Here is a 17,951-nt window from a genome sequence, read left to right on the forward strand (position 1 = left end):
CTCTCATGACTAAGTTAAGTGTTGCAATTTTTGCTAGTGTTGCAACTTTTATTGGGGCAAGTGCTTTTGCAGCAACGCCAGAGCAAGAATGTCAAAAATTGAAGAATGACCATGATGTCATTTACGCATCTAAAGGTTTTTGCTTTAAAGACCCTGATGCCAAGGCAAAGTTTGGCAATGATAATTGCTATACGACTAAACCAAAATTTTCAGAAAAAGAGCAACAACGACTTGACGCCATCAAAGATCGTCAGAAAGAATTGAACTGTAAATAATTACAGTACCCAATCACTTTCAAGGATTAGCCATGCTTTACGATGATCAAAATATTTTTGCACGAATTATCCGCAACGAAATTCCTGCAATTAAAGTGTATGAAGATGATCAAGTCCTCGCTTTTATGGACATCATGCCACAGGCTGAAGGTCATACATTGGTGATTCCTAAAACACCAGCAATAACTTTGCTTGATCTACCACCTGATGCTGCTGCTTACACCATTCAAATTGTGCAAAAAGTTGCGCAGGCTATGGAAATCGCACTTGAAGTCAAAGGCATTGTTCTTATGCAACTTTCAGGCGCATCCGCGGGTCAGACTGTTCCGCATGTACATTTCCACCTTATTCCAAGTTCAGTTCATGAACTGGGAAAACATGCTTTACACATGGGTGATCAAGAAAAAATCCAGGCATTGGCTGAAAGAATTAAAGCCGCACTTTGATTTAAAATGAATTCAAAAAATGGAGCCTCGGCTCCATTTTTTTATAAATATAGAATAAAAAAAGAAATATTTAGTTTAAAGATCAATCGAAACACGTCATCAAACTGTCATTTATTGTTCACTTCGCTGTCACAAACATTACAGATACTGCATAGCAAGTTGGTGAGCTTCTGTAACTTTTTGTACTCAAGCAAACTAAAAAGAAGTGTTAAGTAAGGCAAATGCCATTTAGAACCGTGTTTTGGAGAAATCTCAATGAAAAAATTGCTTCTCGCTGCTGTAGTAGCGGCTATGGGGACGAGTGCAGCACAAGCGGCACCAACTTTGTATGGTAAAGTAAATTTAAGCGTTGACAGCTGGGATGATGATGGCGCAAATGATAAAATTGAACTCAACTCCAATGCTTCACGTATTGGTGTTAAAGGTGAAGAAAAACTAACTGAAAAACTCGCTGCTGTTTACCAAGCCGAATGGGAAATTGATGTAGATGGTGGTGATGACGTATTTAACAAACGTAATATCTTCGGTGGTTTAAAATGGGCAAATGTAGGTACTTTAAAAGCGGGTATTATGGATACTCCATTTAAAGATGCTGCTGGTGGATACCGTGATGTATTCAATGACTACGCTCACGCTGACATCAAAGAAATGATGTATGGTGAAGAGCGTGTAGAAAACGTCATTGGTATTGAAACAGATCCTAAACTAATGAAAGGTTTAGTATTTGCTCTTCAAGCTCAACAAGGTGAGTCTAATACCGAAACTATAAATTATACTGATGGTGCGCGTGACAGCATTGGTGATGGTATCTCTACTTCACTTGCATATGCCAATAAAGATTTAGGTTTCGAAGCTGTTATTGCTGGAAACTTTAATTCAATTGGTGACTTCAAGGCTGTCGGTATTTCAAATGCTCCTGCTGATGCAATTCGTGTAGGTGCTTCTTATGATCTTGGCAAAATTGGTGCGACTGGCTTATATTTAGGTGCAATGTGGCAAACTGCAGAAATTTCTGATTTCCAAGGTACTGAAGCCTATAATAATGTAGAAGAAGATGCATGGTTAGTTTCAGCAACTTACAATCTTGGCAATACACCTTGGTCTTTTAAAGCTCAGTATCAAGAAGCTGATACTGACTGGGCTATACGAACTACTGGCGTAACTGGCGATACTTCTGTAAAACAATGGGGTATTGGCGCAGATTATAAATTAAACAAGCAAACCAAATTGTTTGCTAATGCAGTACAACGCGAGTGGGATAATAGACGCGGAAGTGGCGGAGCTGCTTCAATTGTTACAGGAACTACTATTAACACTTCAAATGCAGATGAAACCGTTTATGGCTTAGGTATGGAAGTCAAATTCTAAGTTCAAAATAGCTAATATGAGACTGCCTTAGGGCGGTCTTTTTTAATTCAAACCAAATCAGCATCACCACCTTCATAACTAACATGAATTGCGGATAAAAAATTGACTGAGCCTGTAAATTATTTTGTTTAATTGATGACTTTTGTCTGTCTTTCTAACCTATTTATGAGAAATTTTTAAAGCAAGAGCAACTTAGACAAAGGTTTCGACCTGCTTATCTTGCACTATATGAAATATTATTTATCGCTGTGTGGTACAAGCAGTCACAAATCAATAATTTCAAAGCATTTTATCAAATGCTGAGGCAAGTCTATTTAACAGCCTTCTGTAGACTGCCGTGTTATGAGCGTTTAATTCAGTTAATGAGTGATCATCGCTTAACGTTGCAAGCTTTACATCATAGTTGTTTGGATCATCAGACCGTGTCACATTTCTAGATAGATTTAATTTTACTCCCTATATGTAAAAATCAAAGAATAGTCCGGCATAAAACGCTTAAAAGTCTTACTACACGTGGCATGAGTTCAATGGGATGGTTTTATGATTGTAAATTACCTCTGTTGATGAACCAATTGGGAATTAGCAAATCCACAAATCACGACAGGGTCACATGCTGATATTTGCGCTGTTGAGAGGCAGACGTAAGCGTTGAAAGCGAAGATTTAGGTGATCGAGGTTATTGATCAAAAGCCTTGCAGGAAAAGTTAAAATTCAGAGGAATTGAACTGTTTACCTATCATTGAAAAAATATGCAAGCTGTAAAATGGACACCTTCAGATGAGTGGAATTTAAGACAGCGAAATAAAATTGAAATAGTGATTGGGCTCTTAAAGGGTAAATTCGGTTTGATCAGCACACAGTAAAGAATCCATTTCTGGTTATTTAAGCAATATATATGCTTGGTTATGTGCATATCAATTATGCCAAAAGAATAAGCTCACGATTTTCGTCAAATGACCTTATCCATTATTCGGATTAAATAGAATATTTAATACCTCTCCTCTATTATTCTATTTTTAAAACGCCTCAATTTTAATTAAAATGCAAATTAGTCTTATTCAACAAATATTATCTCAAAATAATATCCATCGATAAAACGAAGTATTTTAGTCGACTTTAAAATATAAAATACAACTGTTTTAGTCAACTTTAAATATAATACATAAGCATTTTAGTCGGAATTAAAAATATTAATACTAAGCATTTTAGTCAACTTTAAAATAGCTAAATTTTAGTTTATTTTTTAACAATGTATATTTTCAAGTAATTGTTTTTATTTAATTAAATAATATATTTTTATTTTAAATGTTTAATCTATTTATTTTTAGTTACTTTTTGTTTAATAATATAATTATATTTTAAAAATAGGCTTATTTGCATGAGCTTAATACCCAAAGATTTTAATCAAAGATTAGTTAGAGAGATCACAATCATATTAATAATTAAGATTGCTCTCTTGCTGCTGATTAAAAACATCTGGTTCGATGCCCCCACTATTCCCAAAAATTTTGACTCTCAAGTTGCCGAGCGTATTGCCGGCAGTCCTTCCCAAATCAAGGAGACACGTTGATGATTTCTGAAAGCGTGGTCGATCTTTCGCGGTTCCAATTTGCAATGACCGCGTTGTATCATTTTATATTTGTACCCCTTACTCTTGGTCTGGCTTTTATTCTTGCCATTATGGAAACCACTTATGTGATTTCCGGTAAGGAAATTTATAAAGACATGACCAAATTCTGGGGAAAACTTTTTGGTATTAATTTTGCCTTAGGGGTAACTACAGGCTTAACCATGGAGTTCCAGTTTGGTACAAACTGGGCGTACTATTCGCATTATGTCGGTGACATTTTCGGTGCGCCACTGGCTATTGAAGGATTAATGGCATTTTTCTTGGAATCGACTTTTATTGGTCTTTTCTTCTTCGGCTGGGATCGACTTTCCAAAGCTCAGCATTTAGGCGTGACCTGGCTGGTTGCACTCGGTTCCAACATGTCTGCACTGTGGATTTTAGTTGCCAATGGCTGGATGCAAAATCCTGTCGGTGCAGCGTTCAACTTTGAAACCATGCGGATGGAGTTGGTTGATTTCGGTGCGCTGATTTTCAACCCGGTGGCTCAGGTTAAATTTGTCCATACGGTATCTTCAGGTTATGTGACTGGTGCAATTTTCGTTCTGGCAATTTCCAGCTACTACATGCTCAAAAAACGTGATCTGCCTTTTGCACGCCGTTCTTTCGCAATTGCTGCAATCTTTGGTTTAGCCTCTACATTATCGGTTATTTTACTGGGTGATGAATCCGGTTATGAACTGGGTGATGTACAAAAAACCAAATTAGCTGCAATTGAAGCAGAATGGGAAACTCACCCGGCACCCGCTCCATTTACATTATTCGGTATTCCAAATCAGGAAGAACAACGCACTGACTACGCTGTTCGCATTCCATATGTGATGGGTATTATTGCGACGCGTTCTCTTGATAAAGAAGTGACTGGTCTAAAAGACCTGATGGTTCAACATGAGCTTCGTATCCGCAATGGTATGCATGCGTATGCCGAACTTGAAAAGCTTCGTGCAGGCGATCGCTCTCCAGCACTTATGGCTTCTTTCCAAGAAAACCAAAAAGACCTGGGTTATGGCTTGCTTCTTAAAAAATACACACCAAATGTAGTGGATGCCTCTGAAGAGCAAATTAAGGCAGCAACCAAGGATACTATTCCGAACGTAACTGCCCTGTTCTTCTCGTTCCGTGCCATGGTTGCTTCTGGTTTCTTGATGCTGCTTCTGTTTATCCTAGCAACTTATGCAGTGGCTAAACGCAATGCAGAAAACAAACCGTGGCTACTTAAATTTGCACTTTACGGACTTCCATTGCCTTGGATTGCTACACAAACTGGCTGGTATGTGGCTGAAGGGGGTCGTCAACCATGGACTATTGGTGAGGTTTTACCTACCCATCTTTCTGCTTCAAGCTTAAGCACTGGGGACATTTGGGGTTCAATCTTAGCGCTTGCAGCGTTCTATACAGTACTTCTGATTATCGAGATGTACTTGATGATCAAATTCGCCCGCTTAGGTCCAAGTTCTTTACATACTGGTAAATACCATTTTGAAAAAGCGGATGATCAAAACCACGCTGCTGCGGAGGCTCAATCATGATCGAATATGAATTACTCAAAATCATTTGGTGGATTCTGGTGGGTGTACTGCTGATTGGCTTTGCCCTCACCGATGGCTTTGATATGGGTTCCATGGCAATTATGCCATTCGTAGGCAAAAACGATGACGAACGTCGTGCCGCAATCAATACCATTGCTCCACACTGGGACGGCAACCAGGTCTGGTTCATTACTGCTGGTGGTGCACTGTTTGCAGCATGGCCTATGGTCTATGCAACCGCATTTTCCGGCATGTACTGGGCGCTCCTGCTTGTACTCTTCGCTTTATTCCTCAGACCTGTCGGCTTTGACTATCGTTCTAAACTTGAGAACAAAAAATGGCGTACGTCTTGGGACTGGGGTTTAGCTGTTGGTGGTGCAGTTCCTGCTCTAGTGTTTGGTGTTGCGTTCGGCAATATGTTCTTAGGCGTACCGTTTACTTTAGATGAAACCGTACGCTCAACTTATACCGGTAGCTTCTTTGCACTGCTTAATCCGTTCGCGATTGTTTGTGGTCTGGTCAGCCTGTCTATGCTATGTGCGCATGGTGGTGCCTGGTTAATGCTTCGTACAGATGGCGATTTACATGCACGTTCTGCGAAAGCAACTCAATTGATGGGTGTTATATTCCTGGTTTGCTTCTTGGGTGCAGGTGCGTGGTTATACTTCGGTAGTATTGAAGGCTATAGCCTAGCTCAGCCATTTGATACCAATGGTGTAGCAAATCCATTTGCAAAAGAAGTCATTACCAATGCCAACCATGGCTGGATGAACAACTATTCAACTTATCCAATCACTATGATTGCACCTGTAATGGCAATCTTGGGTAGCCTGATTGTGATTGCATCTGCTGCGAAAGCAAAAGCGGGTTTAAGCTTCCTGGGCACATCGTTCATGGTGATTGGTGCAATTTTGACTGCCGGTTTTGCATTGTTTCCATTTCTTATGCCTTCAAGCATCAATCCTGTTGCAAGCTTGACGATGTGGGATGCAGTATCAAGTAAAAATACACTAACTGTAATGACAGTTGCGGCCTGCATTTTTGTTCCAATTATTTTGTGCTACACCACTTGGTGTTATTACAAAATGTGGGGCGTTATTACCAACAAACACGTTCAAGAAAATTCACACAGCCTCTATTAAGGCTGTGTTGGAAAACTAGGAGTTATTCAATATGTGGTATTTTGCTTGGATTCTCGGGATTTTAATGGCGTGCTTTGCAGGCGTATTAAGTGCCCTTTATATCGAACATCATCAAGACTTAGATGAGGAATAAACCATGACAGAAATCGCAATGACAGCAGAAGAAAGCAAGCCAAATAAGTTCGTAATGGCCATTTCATTTTTGATGGCATTGCCGCTCGCTACAGTGCTATTGATTCACCCTGCCCTTATGCTAGATGCCAATGGTCACTATAACCATAGTGCATTAATGATGATCATGATCGGCATTTCAGGTGGATTTATTTACGGAGTAGGATTTCTGCCGAAGTTCTGGCTGTGGAAATGGCTGTTTAGCCCATATATCGCATGGCCACTGATGATCTGGGGTTATGACACCTGGTTTCTCACCTAATATAATCTCGAAGTAAAAAAGCCCTCAATTGAGGGCTTTTTCATTTTTATCTGTTATACATCGCATCAATTCGTTGTTTATCTTCAACAGAAATATCTTCCTGCATTAAAAAACAGTCTCGGTATTTAACATGCAAACTATGAATCCATTTTTCTTTACCTGCATGTCGTAATAGTATTTGTGCTGCTATCAGAATAAAGCCATTAACCTGCTTCACAATCACTAAACGCTGACTATCAGCTAAACCTATTCTTTTTTGAATAAGTGAGTTTCTGCCCGAATGCACAATTGAGTGTAAATGTTTAAGTGAATAAAACTTGAATTCTTTAAACATTTCAACAATATGATTTATTTCTATAACATTCTCTAATTTTACAATCATTTCGGCAGCTGTAGGAAGTTTGACATTTTGGAGTAATTCATCTGCACTCTGGATTTCAAATTTCTGAATTTCCAAATTAGAGGCAACCATCAACAACCAATAAGCTCTTACAACAGATTCAAACTGAATTCGAAATAATGCGAGGGCAGATCTATCTTGGTTTGTTTTTAATAATTGTAAAATAGCTACGCCATGTACAATTGATAAATCACAGCATTCATATGCTAAATCAAGCCTCAATCCACTATCCAAAAATATTGAATTGTTAAGTTCAGCATTTAACTCATCCAACATGGCGTCAGAATCACGAAAAATGTTAGTCAAATTTACGTTCCATTTTTATTTAACCACTAAACTTAAGGTATAAAAAAGCTGGAATCAATCCAGCTTTTAAATATTCATCGATGGGTATGAATCGACATTACAATACCCATACTCGCCAACAAGGAGATAACCGCCGAACCACCATAACTCATCAGCGGCAAAGGATCTCCTGTGACAGGCAAAATTCCGCTCGCCATTCCCGAGTTTAAAAATACAAAGAAAAAGAAGGTCAATCCAATCGTTCCGGCAAATAAGCGACCAAAATTATGGAAGCTATTCAAGCCAATCATCAAGCAACGGATAATAATCGCGGCAAAAAGACTGAATAATAAAAACACCCCAATAAAGCCATATTCTTCAGCATAGGCTGACATAATAAAGTCAGTATGGTGTTCAGGTAAGTACCCCAGATGCGACTGCGTTCCGGTCAAATACCCTTTCCCGGTTAAGCCACCTGAACCGATGGCAATTTTCGACTGGATAATATTCCAGCCTGCTCCCAATGCATCTGACTCTGGATCAAAAAGAGTCAATACACGTTTTTTCTGATAGGTCTGGAGCAGGAACATCCAGATAAGAGGTGCTGCTACCGCCAGTGCCGTCAATGCACCTAGAATTAGACGCCACGACATCCCGCAAAGAAATAAGGCAAAAACACCGGGAATAATGAGTCCAATATTCAGGTCGGGTTGTAAGGCCACTAACACAAAAGGAAACATCATTAACATCAGTCCAATCACAATCTGCATGAATGTGGGTGGAAAAGCACGACGAGAAAAAAACCAAGCCATCATTAATGGCATGGCAAATTTCATAATTTCACTGGGCTGCATACTGCCAATGCCTGGAATAGTCAGCCAACGCTTCGCCCCTAAACGCGTATCACCAATAATCAGCACCAGTACCAACAGCACAATGCCGAGTATATAAAAATACGGGCTTGCCGCCTGATATACTTTTGGAGGAACTTGCGCACACAGAAACATGATAATAAAGCCAACGCCAAAACTTGTGGCTTGGCGGATCACCATACTGCTATCTTGCATAGTTGCGCTATATACCACCATCAATCCCAGGATTGAATTCAATAAAAGAAAACAAAGTAGCCATGGATCTAAATGTAATCTAGCCCATCTGGATGAATCATGTTTTATGCTTCTACCATCACGTAAAGAGTGACGTAAAAAACGATACTGAGATGATGGTATCATTTGAAATATTGAGTGTTTAAATGTGATGCCAGAGTATAAATTTAAAGCTGTAGAGATAATACATCTGAAGCCATCTTTTATTTTATTTTTGCGAGGATAAAATCAATTTGGCCAATTCTAAATCATCAGCATAGGTAATTTTAATATTATCTGATCGACTCTGTACCACTTTCACGGTTTCGCCTACATATTCCAATGCGCTGGCTTCATCCGTAATATTTACCCCATTCCGCAATGCTTGTTCAATCGCACTCTTCAATATGCCGAGTCTTGAAATTTGCGGAGTCTGTGCTTGCCATAAATAATCACGGCTCACGGTTTTAGCAATATTATGTTCTTGTTCAACAAATTTTAAAGTATCACGGACGGGAATAGCTAGAATTGCGCTACAGTTTTCCTGTATGGCAGTATTCACTAAACGATTCAAGCAATTTAAGCTGACGCAAGGACGTGCAGCATCATGTACAAAGACCAAATCGTCAGATGAAGCAATCTGGCTTAAATAGGTCAAAGCATTCAGAACAGAATTAACCCGTTCTGCCCCGCCCAGACAAAAATGAGCTTTATCTGGCTGAGTCAAATTTAATGTTTTTGCAACTGAGTCGTCTTCACTGATCGCTAGCACATACCCCGACAACGGCAAATCATTCAAACGGCTCACTGTATGTTCCAATACCGTTTGACCTTGAATCATTTGATACTGTTTAATTTCAGTTTTAGAAAAACGACTTCCAGAACCTGCAGCAGGAATAACCGCCCAAACTTTATGGTGCATTTGCTGTTGAAGCTCCCGAACCATCTTCATTTGTTCTTACATCAACTTTGGCATTTGGATCAATATAAATGGGTTTATAATGTGTACCAATCGTACTCATTTGCACAAAAGTTTCACGTGGCTTGATCAAACCCAGATCTAAACGTGCATGCTCTTCAATGGCTTCAATACCATTTTTCAAATCATAGACTTCAGCAGCCAACACACGATTACGTTCTTTTAATTCCGTATTTATTTCTGTTTGTTGTTGAATTTTTTGGGCTAATTTTTGATGGTCATGGTAACCACCTTCGCCAAACCAGAATAAGTACTGAAACCCTGCGATCAAAATGATCGCAAGGCCCAATAATACTTTACTCGCTATGGAGTTAAATATACTTAACATAAATCGCATTAGTCGCTTAGTTCAAACCTTTGAATTCAGCTTTACCGCGATATGCAGCATTAGTCAATTCTTCAATACGAAGCAATTGGTTATATTTCGCAACACGGTCAGAACGACAAAGTGAACCGGTCTTGATTTGACCCGCTGCTGTACCGACTGCAAGATCAGCAATGGTTGAATCTTCAGTTTCACCTGAACGGTGTGAAATCACGGTAGAGTAACCATTTGCTTTAGCAAGATAGATTGCATCTAAAGTTTCAGTCAAAGTACCGATTTGGTTATATTTGATGAGGATCGAGTTACCGACTTTCTCATTAATACCACGTTGTAAAATCTTAGGATTCGTTACGAACAGGTCATCACCAACCAACTGGATTTTGTCGCCAAGAATAGAAGTCAGGTAAGACCAACCTTCCCAATCCGACTCGTCCAAACCATCTTCAATTGAGATAATTGGGTATTGCTTAACGAGACCAGCCAAATAGTCAGAGAACTGGTTGCTGGTGAACGCTTTGTTGCCTTCGCCTGCAAGAATGTATTGACCATTTTTGTAGAATTCTGAAGATGCACAGTCCAGCGCAAGCATAATGTCATAACCTGCTTTGTAGCCAGTTTGACCAATCGCTTCAAGAATAACAGTAATTGCTTCTTCGTTAGAACGAAGGTTTGGTGCAAAACCACCTTCATCGCCAACAGCAGTATTCAAACCTTTTTTATTTAATACTGACTTTAAAGAATGGAAGATTTCAGCACCGGCACGAAGCGCTTCAGAAAATGAAGTGAAGCCAACAGGCTCAATCATGAATTCTTGAATATCAACGTTGTTGTCTGCATGTGAACCACCATTGATGATGTTCATCATTGGTACAGGCATCGTTAAAATCGTTTGACCACGTAAATCTGCGATGTATTGAAAAAGAGGAATTTTCTTTTCATCAGCGGCAGCACGCGCAGCAGCCAAAGATACCGCTAAAGTTGCGTTTGCACCTAATTTTTCTTTATTTTCAGTACCGTCCAATGCGATCATCGTATTGTCGATGTCTTTTTGTTCGAATACTGATTTACCAACTAAAGCATCACGAATTAACGTATTTACATTATTAACAGCAGTGCGAACACCTTTACCTAAGTAACGTGATTTATCACCGTCACGAAGTTCTAAAGCTTCACGAGAACCAGTTGAAGCACCAGATGGTGCACATGCACGGCCAACTACGCCAGATTCTAATATTACGTCTGCTTCGATGGTTGGGTTACCACGAGAGTCCAAAATTTCACGTGCACGAATGTCAACGATTTGACTCATGAACAATTCCTCAGTTGATTGAATAACTAGATGCCTTTTCAAGCATCAATGAGTATCTAACTTTTTGAATCCTTTAACCAAAGTATCCAATTCTTTTAATTGCGCCAAGAACGGCTCAAGCTGCGACATGCGGAGCGCGCATGGACCGTCACATTTTGCATGTTCTGGATCTGGATGTGCTTCCAGGAATAAACCTGCCAAACCGGTTGCCATACCTGCACGCGCAAGCGTGGTAATTTGCGCACGGCGTCCACCTGCAGAATCCGCACGACCACCTGGAGTTTGAAGCGCATGCGTGACATCAAAGAACACAGGGACATCCATTTCTTTCATGATGTCGAAGCCCAGCATATCTACAACCAAATTGTTGTAACCAAATGCTGAACCGCGTTCACAAATAATCAGTTTGTCGTTTCCTGCTTCTAAACATTTATGCAAAATATGGCGCATTTCATGTGGAGCAAGGAATTGTGCTTTTTTGATGTTGATGATGGCATCAGTTTTTGCCATGGCTTCAACAAGGTCAGTCTGGCGACTTAAAAATGCCGGAAGCTGAATAATATCAGCCACTTCAGCAACAGGGGCAGCTTGGTAAGGCTCATGTACATCCGTAATGATGGGTACATTGAAATGTTTTTTAATGTCCGCTAACCACTCAAGACCTTTTTCCAGACCGGGGCCACGAAAAGAGTTCAAGCTAGAGCGATTGGCTTTATCGAAACTTGCTTTAAATACATACGGGATATCTAGACGTGTGCAGATATCAACATAAGTTTCAGCAATTTCAAAAGCTAAATCTTTAGATTCAAGTACATTCATTCCGCCGAATAATACAAATGGCAAGTGGTTTGCCATTTGTATATCGCCTAAACGTACAATTTCTTGTGGTTTTAATTGCGACATTATTTAAACTTTCCTAGTTTATTCCTAGAGCAACATTATTTGGTTTTTTGATACTGTTTTTTAGCAGCGTCAATAAAGCTAGCAAATAATGGATGTCCATCACGTGGAGAACTTGTAAATTCCGGGTGGAATTGTACAGCAATAAACCAAGGATGTTGAGGAATTTCAACAGTTTCTACCAAATGTTGTACTGGTGAATAACCTGAAATTTTCATGCCCTTTTCTTCAAGCACAGGAATATAACGGTTGTTCATTTCGTAACGGTGACGGTGACGTTCAATAATATCCGCACTACCATACACTTCACGAGTTTTAGTCCCTTCAACCAATTCTGATTTTTGGGCACCCAGACGCATCGTTCCACCCAGATCAGATTCAACACTACGTTGTTGAACTTCACCGCGCTCATCTAACCATTCAGTAATTAAACCAATCAGTGGTGATTTAGTTGAACGATTAAACTCGGTAGATGTTGCATCAGTAATACCGGCAACATTACGTGCATATTCAATTACCGCAAGTTGCATACCTAGGCAAATACCCAAGAATGGCACTTTATTTTCGCGGGCAAATTGAATCGCTTTCATTTTGCCTTCAGTACCACGCTCACCGAAACCCCCAGGAACCAGGATTGCATCAGCATCTTTCAATACTTCGTTCACATCTTGGCTTTCGAGTTCTTCAGCATTGATATAATCAATTTGAACTTTAACGCGGTTTTTAACCCCAGCATGTAAAAGTGCTTCATTTACAGATTTATATGCATCTGGAAGTTCAACGTATTTACCGACCATGGCTACACGAACTGTGTATTCAGGATTAAATAATGCTTCAACTACATTATCCCAATCTGAAAGATCAGCTTCTGGAAGATCGTTATAACCAAAACGTTCACAAATTAAATCATCAACGTCTTGTTCATAGAAAGTGCGTGGAATTTGATAAATTGAACGCGCATCTTTACAAACAACCACCGCACGCGCCTGAACGTTAGTGAACAACGCAATTTTACGTGTCGTGTCTGCATCAACATCATATTCTGTACGGCAGATCAAAATGTCTGGCTGAATACCAATCGACAAGAGCTCTTTTACAGAGTGCTGCGTTGGTTTGGTTTTGAGTTCAGCAGCAGATTTAATATATGGCAATAATGTTAAATGCATCAGCATAGTACGGTTATGACCGAGCTCAACCATTAACTGACGAACAGATTCCATGAATGGGAGAGATTCAATGTCACCTACTGTGCCGCCAATTTCAACGATTGCTACGTCATACCCTTCACCTGCGCGAAGAACACGTTCTTTAATATTATCCGTAATATGTGGAATAACCTGAACAGTACCCCCAAGGTAGTCACCACGACGTTCTTTATTGAGTACGTCTTGATAAACACGACCTGAAGTGAAGTTATTCAGTTTGGTCATTTTCGCACGACGCAAGAAACGTTCGTAATAACCCAAATCTAGGTCAGTTTCAGCACCATCCTCTGTGACAAAAACTTCACCATGTTGGAAAGGACTCATTGTCCCCGGATCGACATTAATATATGGATCCATTTTGACCATGGTTACTTTTAAACCACGGGCTTCTAAAAGTGCAGCAACTGAAGCAGCTGAAATACCTTTACCTAGTGATGAAACTACACCACCAGTCACGAAAATAAAATGGGTCATTGGGTTTCTCGTACAATCGAGCCTAAAGCGGCCTGCAATGTTGCGCAATTTTACTTTACTCTGTACCTATAAAGCAAAGTCATTCCGCATCAATTCAAAGAACAATAAACAATTGGTTATTCTATCAGCATTTCCGATAAAAAATTAGAGGGACTTTATAGGATTTTCATCTTGGTATTTGCTGTTATAATGGTTACATCCTATTAATGCTTTGTTTTGTGCAATTATGAATAAAAATTTTTTGATTTGTGGCGCTATTGCAGCAGCTCTATTATTAACGGCGTGTGTAAAAAAGGAAGCACCGAAGGAAGATGAACAAGAAAAAGTTGAGACCACTCAACCAACTGAACAAGTAAATGAACCTGTTCAGTTACAACCATTAGATTCAGCTGAAAACACACAAACTGAAACTCCTGCACAGGTCGAAATCGAACGTCAGGAAACCGAGAATACAACCACGGTCATTCGTCGTGAAGTAACTCAACCAGCTGCTACCGAAGCACCAAAGGCTGAAGCGCCTAAAGCTGCGGCACCAAAGGCTGAAGCCCCTAAAGCGGAAGAAAAACCGGCTCAAGCAACACCATCAAAATCAAGTTCAGCTAGTCAGTCTGAAGATGATGCTGTCGCGGCCGCAATTGCTGCTGCAACACCTGCGCTCGAAAATTAAGTTAAATTTTAGCTTAAAATGCAAAAACCCAGTCATTCCACTGGGTTTTTTATTAAATAATTCATCTATATTTGATAACTCAAAGTACCAATTTAATTTTATCTAAAAAATTTAATTCTGCTAAAAATAAAAATCACGATATCCTTTCAAATGAAAAAACTAACTAGAACATTTAAAAATTAATATTCCCTACTTCACTGCCATCCACCCGAGCGCTAAGTGAGGTTTAAGTCAAAATAGAGATAACTTTTAGGGTTTTCAATAATGTTAAAAAAATGTTGCGACCTACTCGAACAACATCAGTTAAAGATTGCTTTTATTGAAAGTGCCAGCTCTGGCTACCTTTCCAGTTAATTTTCTATTTGTAAAAACAGTGGTGCAAATATCTTACCGGGTGGACTGGTCAGTTATGATCCTTCTATTAAGGTCGACCTCCTCAAGATTAATCCTGCACTCATTGAATAGTACACGGCAGCATCAGCCGAAGTCACAGCGGCCATGGCAATCCATGGAAAAAAACTATTTACTCAAGCAGATATTGTGGTTGCTTGTACCGGCCTACTTAAACCTGGTGGTAGCGTAACAAAAACAAAACCTGAAGGTACATTTTTCACCTCAATTTTATATTTAAATGAAACACACAACTTTCATTATTTTATTGATGGAACGCTTTTACACAGGCTCTCCGCCTTAACCCAGCATATTGCAACTGAAATTATCAAACTCATTGAGGGAGTTTAGTTATGTTAAAATTCAAAACCTTTATATTCGGTTTAATACTACTTCCCTGCACCAGTTTTGCAACTGTGGGAGGACCTCACAATGTAGAATTTCTGGGTTATGATGCCAAAGACCAAAAAGTCTATCTACTGAAACACTATCAAGATGGTCGTGGTCGTTTGCCACAACTCTACTATTATCAATTAAAAAACAACAAGCAGCCTGAAAAACTCATCCAGGTGAATTCTCTTTATATCAATCCTAAAACCAAGAAGATTGATTATGATCAGGACAGCACGCGGTTTGATCAAGATATTTTTAAAATTAAAAAAAGATTGACTCCCTTAATTGCTGTAAATAAGGCCTTTACTAAAATTCAAATCGTGAAAAAAACGCGCGTACAAAAATCTGTAAATTCTGGATTTGATGATTTGATTACCGAATATCAGTATCGTTATAAAGTAACCACTCCGCAATTAAGCAGCCTGCAGCAGAAAGCTGTGGCCTATAAACCCAACTTAAATATTTCACAAGCATTCAAAATTCCGCAACATAATAAAATGGTTGTAGCGATTAAGTACTTAGGGATTCCTTTTGAAACGGGCTATACCATTGAAGATCCTGTCTTACTCACACTTAAAAAATAAATACCTAAAAAAATAAAGCCTCCGAAGAGGCTTTATAACAACTTTTATAATTTACGCTGCTGTACGATCTGCAAGCGGAACCACTTTACGTAATTCCGGACCGGTATAATCCGCACTTGGGCGAATAATACGGTTGTCCGCACGCTGTTCCATTACATGCGCTGCCCAACCTGTTACACGGCTCATCACAAAGATTGGCGTAAATAGTTTGGTTGCAATATCCATAAAATGATACGCAGATGCATGGAAGAAATCCGCGTTACAGAATAATTTCTTCTCACGCCACATCACTTCTTCACAGCGTACTGATACTGGATAAAGTACTGTATCACCGACATCTTTCGCTAAACGCTTAGCCCAGATTTTGATGATGCCATTACGTGGGTCATTATCTTTGTAGATTGCATGACCAAAGCCCATGATCTTTTCTTTACGCTCAAGCTTGCCGAGCATTTCACGTTCTGCTTCCTCAGGCGAGGTCCAGTTTTCAATCATTTCCATCGCAGCTTCATTGGCACCGCCGTGCAATGGACCACGTAGTGAACCAATTGCACCAGTAATACATGAATGCATATCAGACAGGGTTGAGGCACAGACACGCGCAGTAAAGGTTGAAGCGTTAAATTCATGCTCTGCATACAGAATCAGCGATACATTCATCACCTGCTCATGCAATTCATTTGGTTTTTCACCACGAAGTAAATGCAGGAATTGCGCACCGATTGAATCGTCATCGGTATTTTCTTCAATACGCACACCATCATGGCTAAAACGATACCAGTAGCAGATGATTGCAGGTAAAGTCGCCAAAATACGATCTGCAACATCTTGCTGTATCTCGAAAGATTGTTCTGTTTCCAGATTACCGAGCATAGAAACACCAGTACGCATCACATCCATCGGATGCGAATCCGCAGGAATACGTTCCAGAACTTCTTTCAATGCCTGCGGCAAATGGCGAAGTGATTTCAATTTGGCTTTATAAGCTGCAAGCTGTTCTGCAGTTGGCAATTCACCAAAGAAAATCAGATAAGCTACTTCTTCAAACTGGCAGTTTTCGGCCAAGTCTTGCACATCATAACCACGATAGGTTAAGCCCGCGCCGCTCTTACCTACAGTCGATAACGCTGTTTTACCTGCCACTTGTCCGCGCAATCCCGCGCCTGTCAGTACTTTTCCTTCAGCCATTTTTAATTCTCCATTTTGAATTATTTATTTAAACAATTTATCCAAGGTGTTTTCAAAGGTATGATAATCAAGGAATTGATAAAGTTCTTTACGTTGTTGCATGCTATCTAATACGTTGACTTGCGTACCATTTTCACGAATAGAGCGCATCACTTCCAAGGCTGCTTTTTGCATTGCACGCGTAGCAGAAAGTGGATAAAGCACCATGCTGACCCCTTGTTCACCCAATTCATCTACGGTGTAATAAGGTGTATCACCAAATTCGGTAATATTCGCTAAAACAGGCACACCTACAGCATCACACACAGTGCGGTACATGGTGATATCAGTCATTGCTTCAGCAAAAATCGCATCTGCCCCTGCTTCGACACAGGCACAAGCACGGTCAATGACCGCCTGCAAACCCTCTTTCTGCAACGCATCGGTACGTGCCATTACTACAAAGTTTGAATCGGTTTTTGCATCTACAGCAGCTTTAATACGGTCGACCATTTCCTGTTGGGTCACGATTTCCTTATTCGGACGGTGACCACAACGTTTTTGCGCAACCTGATCTTCAATATGAACTGCGGCAGCCCCTGCAGCAATCATTTGTTTAACAGTACGAGCAATATTAAATGCCCCGCCCCAACCGGTATCAATATCCACCAACAATGGCGTATCTACACGTTCAGTAATACGACGCACATCTTCAAGAACATTGTCTAAACTGGTCATACCCAGGTCAGGTAAACCATAAGAATAATTGGCAACACCTGCACCAGATACATAAATGGCCTTATAACCCACCTCTTTCGCCATCATGGCTGCGTAGGCGTTGACTGTGCCGATAATTTGTAATGGCTTTTCCACTTCCAGTGCTTGTCTAAATCTTAAGCCTGCAGATATTTGTTGTGTCATATTCCTTTCCACAGTTTTCAGTTTACTTATTGAATTTCGAGTATAGC

19 protein-coding genes and 2 pseudogenes are annotated in these 17,951 nt (G+C 39.9%); 12 read left to right on the plus strand and 9 right to left on the minus strand.

Going from position 1 to position 17,951, the window contains the following annotated elements; translation table 11 throughout:
* The first annotated feature begins 5 nt into the window (after positions 1-5).
* The 9 genes and pseudogenes from ACP69Y_RS04780 to ACP69Y_RS04820 all read left to right on the plus strand — a co-directional run bounded on the left by ACP69Y_RS04780 (position 6) and on the right by ACP69Y_RS04820 (position 6,820).
* Positions 6-275, plus strand: coding sequence for a YARHG domain-containing protein (locus ACP69Y_RS04780; RefSeq protein ID WP_067724748.1), 270 nt, complete (start codon positions 6-8; stop codon positions 273-275).
* 32 nt (positions 276-307) lie between these two features.
* Positions 308-721, plus strand: coding sequence for an HIT family protein (locus tag ACP69Y_RS04785; RefSeq protein ID WP_005247210.1), 414 nt, complete (start codon positions 308-310; stop codon positions 719-721).
* A gap of 255 nt (positions 722-976) precedes the next feature.
* Positions 977-2,089 (plus strand): porin, encoded by a 1,113-nt coding sequence (locus tag ACP69Y_RS04790; RefSeq protein ID WP_425916629.1) that lies wholly within the window; start codon positions 977-979, stop codon positions 2,087-2,089.
* Positions 2,090-2,250: 161 nt separating this feature from the next.
* Positions 2,251-3,046 (plus strand): annotated as a pseudogene (locus ACP69Y_RS04795) (IS982 family transposase).
* A 421-nt stretch (positions 3,047-3,467) separates the two neighbouring features.
* Complete coding sequence (cydP, locus tag ACP69Y_RS04800) at positions 3,468-3,659, plus strand: cytochrome oxidase putative small subunit CydP (RefSeq protein ID WP_131214356.1); 192 nt, start codon at positions 3,468-3,470, stop codon at positions 3,657-3,659.
* Positions 3,659-5,245: a cytochrome ubiquinol oxidase subunit I gene (locus ACP69Y_RS04805; protein WP_425916631.1), complete on the plus strand. Its 1,587-nt coding sequence runs from the start codon at positions 3,659-3,661 to the stop codon at positions 5,243-5,245. The genes cydP and ACP69Y_RS04805 overlap by 1 nt, the downstream gene beginning before the upstream one ends.
* Positions 5,242-6,387: a cytochrome d ubiquinol oxidase subunit II gene (gene cydB / locus ACP69Y_RS04810; RefSeq protein ID WP_425916632.1), complete on the plus strand. Its 1,146-nt coding sequence runs from the start codon at positions 5,242-5,244 to the stop codon at positions 6,385-6,387. The genes ACP69Y_RS04805 and cydB overlap by 4 nt, the downstream gene beginning before the upstream one ends.
* 31 nt (positions 6,388-6,418) lie before the next feature.
* Positions 6,419-6,520, plus strand: a complete 102-nt coding sequence (cydX, locus tag ACP69Y_RS04815) for a cytochrome bd-I oxidase subunit CydX (RefSeq protein ID WP_002120988.1) — start codon at positions 6,419-6,421, stop codon at positions 6,518-6,520.
* Positions 6,521-6,523: 3 nt separating this feature from the next.
* Positions 6,524-6,820: a cyd operon YbgE family protein gene (locus tag ACP69Y_RS04820; RefSeq protein ID WP_425916636.1), complete on the plus strand. Its 297-nt coding sequence runs from the start codon at positions 6,524-6,526 to the stop codon at positions 6,818-6,820.
* Positions 6,821-6,866: 46 nt separating this feature from the next.
* On the opposite strand, the gene ACP69Y_RS04825 is transcribed toward ACP69Y_RS04820, so the two are convergent.
* The 7 genes from ACP69Y_RS04825 to ACP69Y_RS04855 all read right to left on the minus strand — a co-directional run bounded on the left by ACP69Y_RS04825 (position 6,867) and on the right by ACP69Y_RS04855 (position 13,782).
* Entirely contained in the window at positions 6,867-7,526 is a 660-nt protein-coding gene (locus ACP69Y_RS04825; RefSeq protein ID WP_425916638.1) for a DUF6988 family protein, read from the minus strand.
* 74 nt (positions 7,527-7,600) lie between these two features.
* Positions 7,601-8,737 carry a rod shape-determining protein RodA gene (rodA, locus tag ACP69Y_RS04830; RefSeq protein WP_425916640.1) on the minus strand — a complete coding sequence of 379 codons (1,137 nt, stop codon included), beginning with the start codon at positions 8,735-8,737 and terminating at the stop codon, positions 7,601-7,603.
* A gap of 82 nt (positions 8,738-8,819) precedes the next feature.
* Positions 8,820-9,542, minus strand: a complete 723-nt coding sequence (gene ispD, locus ACP69Y_RS04835; RefSeq protein WP_425916642.1) for a 2-C-methyl-D-erythritol 4-phosphate cytidylyltransferase — start codon at positions 9,540-9,542, stop codon at positions 8,820-8,822.
* Positions 9,502-9,897, minus strand: coding sequence for a septum formation initiator family protein (locus ACP69Y_RS04840; RefSeq protein ID WP_425916644.1), 396 nt, complete (start codon positions 9,895-9,897; stop codon positions 9,502-9,504). The genes ispD and ACP69Y_RS04840 overlap by 41 nt, the downstream gene beginning before the upstream one ends.
* Positions 9,898-9,913: 16 nt before the next feature.
* On the minus strand, positions 9,914-11,203 hold the full coding sequence (gene eno / locus ACP69Y_RS04845; RefSeq protein WP_425916646.1) for a phosphopyruvate hydratase: 1,290 nt from the start codon (positions 11,201-11,203) through the stop codon (positions 9,914-9,916).
* A gap of 45 nt (positions 11,204-11,248) precedes the next feature.
* Positions 11,249-12,106, minus strand: coding sequence for a 3-deoxy-8-phosphooctulonate synthase (gene kdsA, locus ACP69Y_RS04850; protein WP_171537914.1), 858 nt, complete (start codon positions 12,104-12,106; stop codon positions 11,249-11,251).
* Positions 12,107-12,141: 35 nt separating this feature from the next.
* The gene (locus ACP69Y_RS04855; RefSeq protein WP_425916648.1) at positions 12,142-13,782 is read right to left on the minus strand and encodes a CTP synthase; all 1,641 of its coding nucleotides are present in this window, start codon (positions 13,780-13,782) and stop codon (positions 12,142-12,144) included.
* Positions 13,783-14,008: 226 nt separating this feature from the next.
* On the opposite strand from ACP69Y_RS04855, the gene ACP69Y_RS04860 reads away from it, so the two are divergent.
* The 3 genes and pseudogenes from ACP69Y_RS04860 to ACP69Y_RS04870 all read left to right on the plus strand — a co-directional run bounded on the left by ACP69Y_RS04860 (position 14,009) and on the right by ACP69Y_RS04870 (position 15,816).
* Entirely contained in the window at positions 14,009-14,449 is a 441-nt protein-coding gene (locus tag ACP69Y_RS04860) for an internalin (RefSeq protein WP_425916650.1), read from the plus strand.
* 264 nt (positions 14,450-14,713) lie between these two features.
* Positions 14,714-15,190, plus strand: a pseudogene (locus tag ACP69Y_RS04865) (CinA family protein).
* A gap of 2 nt (positions 15,191-15,192) precedes the next feature.
* Positions 15,193-15,816, plus strand: a complete 624-nt coding sequence (locus ACP69Y_RS04870; protein ID WP_425916652.1) for an aminotransferase — start codon at positions 15,193-15,195, stop codon at positions 15,814-15,816.
* A 51-nt stretch (positions 15,817-15,867) separates the two neighbouring features.
* Here ACP69Y_RS04870 and prpC read toward each other — a convergent pair whose 3' ends face one another.
* Together prpC and prpB are read right to left on the minus strand one after the other, a co-directional pair.
* The gene (prpC, locus tag ACP69Y_RS04875; RefSeq protein ID WP_425916654.1) at positions 15,868-17,004 is read right to left on the minus strand and encodes a bifunctional 2-methylcitrate synthase/citrate synthase; all 1,137 of its coding nucleotides are present in this window, start codon (positions 17,002-17,004) and stop codon (positions 15,868-15,870) included.
* Positions 17,005-17,028: 24 nt separating this feature from the next.
* Complete coding sequence (prpB, locus tag ACP69Y_RS04880) at positions 17,029-17,904, minus strand: methylisocitrate lyase (protein WP_425916656.1); 876 nt, start codon at positions 17,902-17,904, stop codon at positions 17,029-17,031.
* Positions 17,905-17,951 lie beyond the last annotated feature (47 nt).

The organism is Acinetobacter sp. TSRC1-2 (assembly GCF_049895885.1).
Classification (GTDB): Bacteria; Pseudomonadota; Gammaproteobacteria; order Pseudomonadales; family Moraxellaceae; genus Acinetobacter.

Excerpts from the sequence above, each read along its gene's own strand:
- ACP69Y_RS04870 (WP_425916652.1), top strand. The coding sequence starts at position 15,193 with ATGTTAAAATTCAAAACCTTTATATTCGGTTTAATACTACTTCCCTGC.
- kdsA (WP_171537914.1), bottom strand. The coding sequence starts at position 12,106 with ATGTCGCAATTAAAACCACAAGAAATTGTACGTTTAGGCGATATACAA.
- ACP69Y_RS04860 (WP_425916650.1), top strand. The coding sequence starts at position 14,009 with ATGAATAAAAATTTTTTGATTTGTGGCGCTATTGCAGCAGCTCTATTA.
- ACP69Y_RS04780 (WP_067724748.1), top strand. The coding sequence starts at position 6 with ATGACTAAGTTAAGTGTTGCAATTTTTGCTAGTGTTGCAACTTTTATT.
- eno (WP_425916646.1), bottom strand. The coding sequence starts at position 11,203 with ATGAGTCAAATCGTTGACATTCGTGCACGTGAAATTTTGGACTCTCGT.
- prpC (WP_425916654.1), bottom strand. The coding sequence starts at position 17,004 with ATGGCTGAAGGAAAAGTACTGACAGGCGCGGGATTGCGCGGACAAGTG.
- ACP69Y_RS04820 (WP_425916636.1), top strand. The coding sequence starts at position 6,524 with ATGACAGAAATCGCAATGACAGCAGAAGAAAGCAAGCCAAATAAGTTC.
- ACP69Y_RS04840 (WP_425916644.1), bottom strand. The coding sequence starts at position 9,897 with ATGTTAAGTATATTTAACTCCATAGCGAGTAAAGTATTATTGGGCCTT.
- rodA (WP_425916640.1), bottom strand. The coding sequence starts at position 8,737 with ATGATACCATCATCTCAGTATCGTTTTTTACGTCACTCTTTACGTGAT.
- cydP (WP_131214356.1), top strand. The coding sequence starts at position 3,468 with ATGAGCTTAATACCCAAAGATTTTAATCAAAGATTAGTTAGAGAGATC.
- cydX (WP_002120988.1), top strand. The coding sequence starts at position 6,419 with ATGTGGTATTTTGCTTGGATTCTCGGGATTTTAATGGCGTGCTTTGCA.
- cydB (WP_425916632.1), top strand. The coding sequence starts at position 5,242 with ATGATCGAATATGAATTACTCAAAATCATTTGGTGGATTCTGGTGGGT.
- ispD (WP_425916642.1), bottom strand. The coding sequence starts at position 9,542 with ATGAAGATGGTTCGGGAGCTTCAACAGCAAATGCACCATAAAGTTTGG.
- ACP69Y_RS04785 (WP_005247210.1), top strand. The coding sequence starts at position 308 with ATGCTTTACGATGATCAAAATATTTTTGCACGAATTATCCGCAACGAA.
- ACP69Y_RS04805 (WP_425916631.1), top strand. The coding sequence starts at position 3,659 with ATGATTTCTGAAAGCGTGGTCGATCTTTCGCGGTTCCAATTTGCAATG.
- ACP69Y_RS04790 (WP_425916629.1), top strand. The coding sequence starts at position 977 with ATGAAAAAATTGCTTCTCGCTGCTGTAGTAGCGGCTATGGGGACGAGT.
- prpB (WP_425916656.1), bottom strand. The coding sequence starts at position 17,904 with ATGACACAACAAATATCTGCAGGCTTAAGATTTAGACAAGCACTGGAA.
- ACP69Y_RS04855 (WP_425916648.1), bottom strand. The coding sequence starts at position 13,782 with ATGACCCATTTTATTTTCGTGACTGGTGGTGTAGTTTCATCACTAGGT.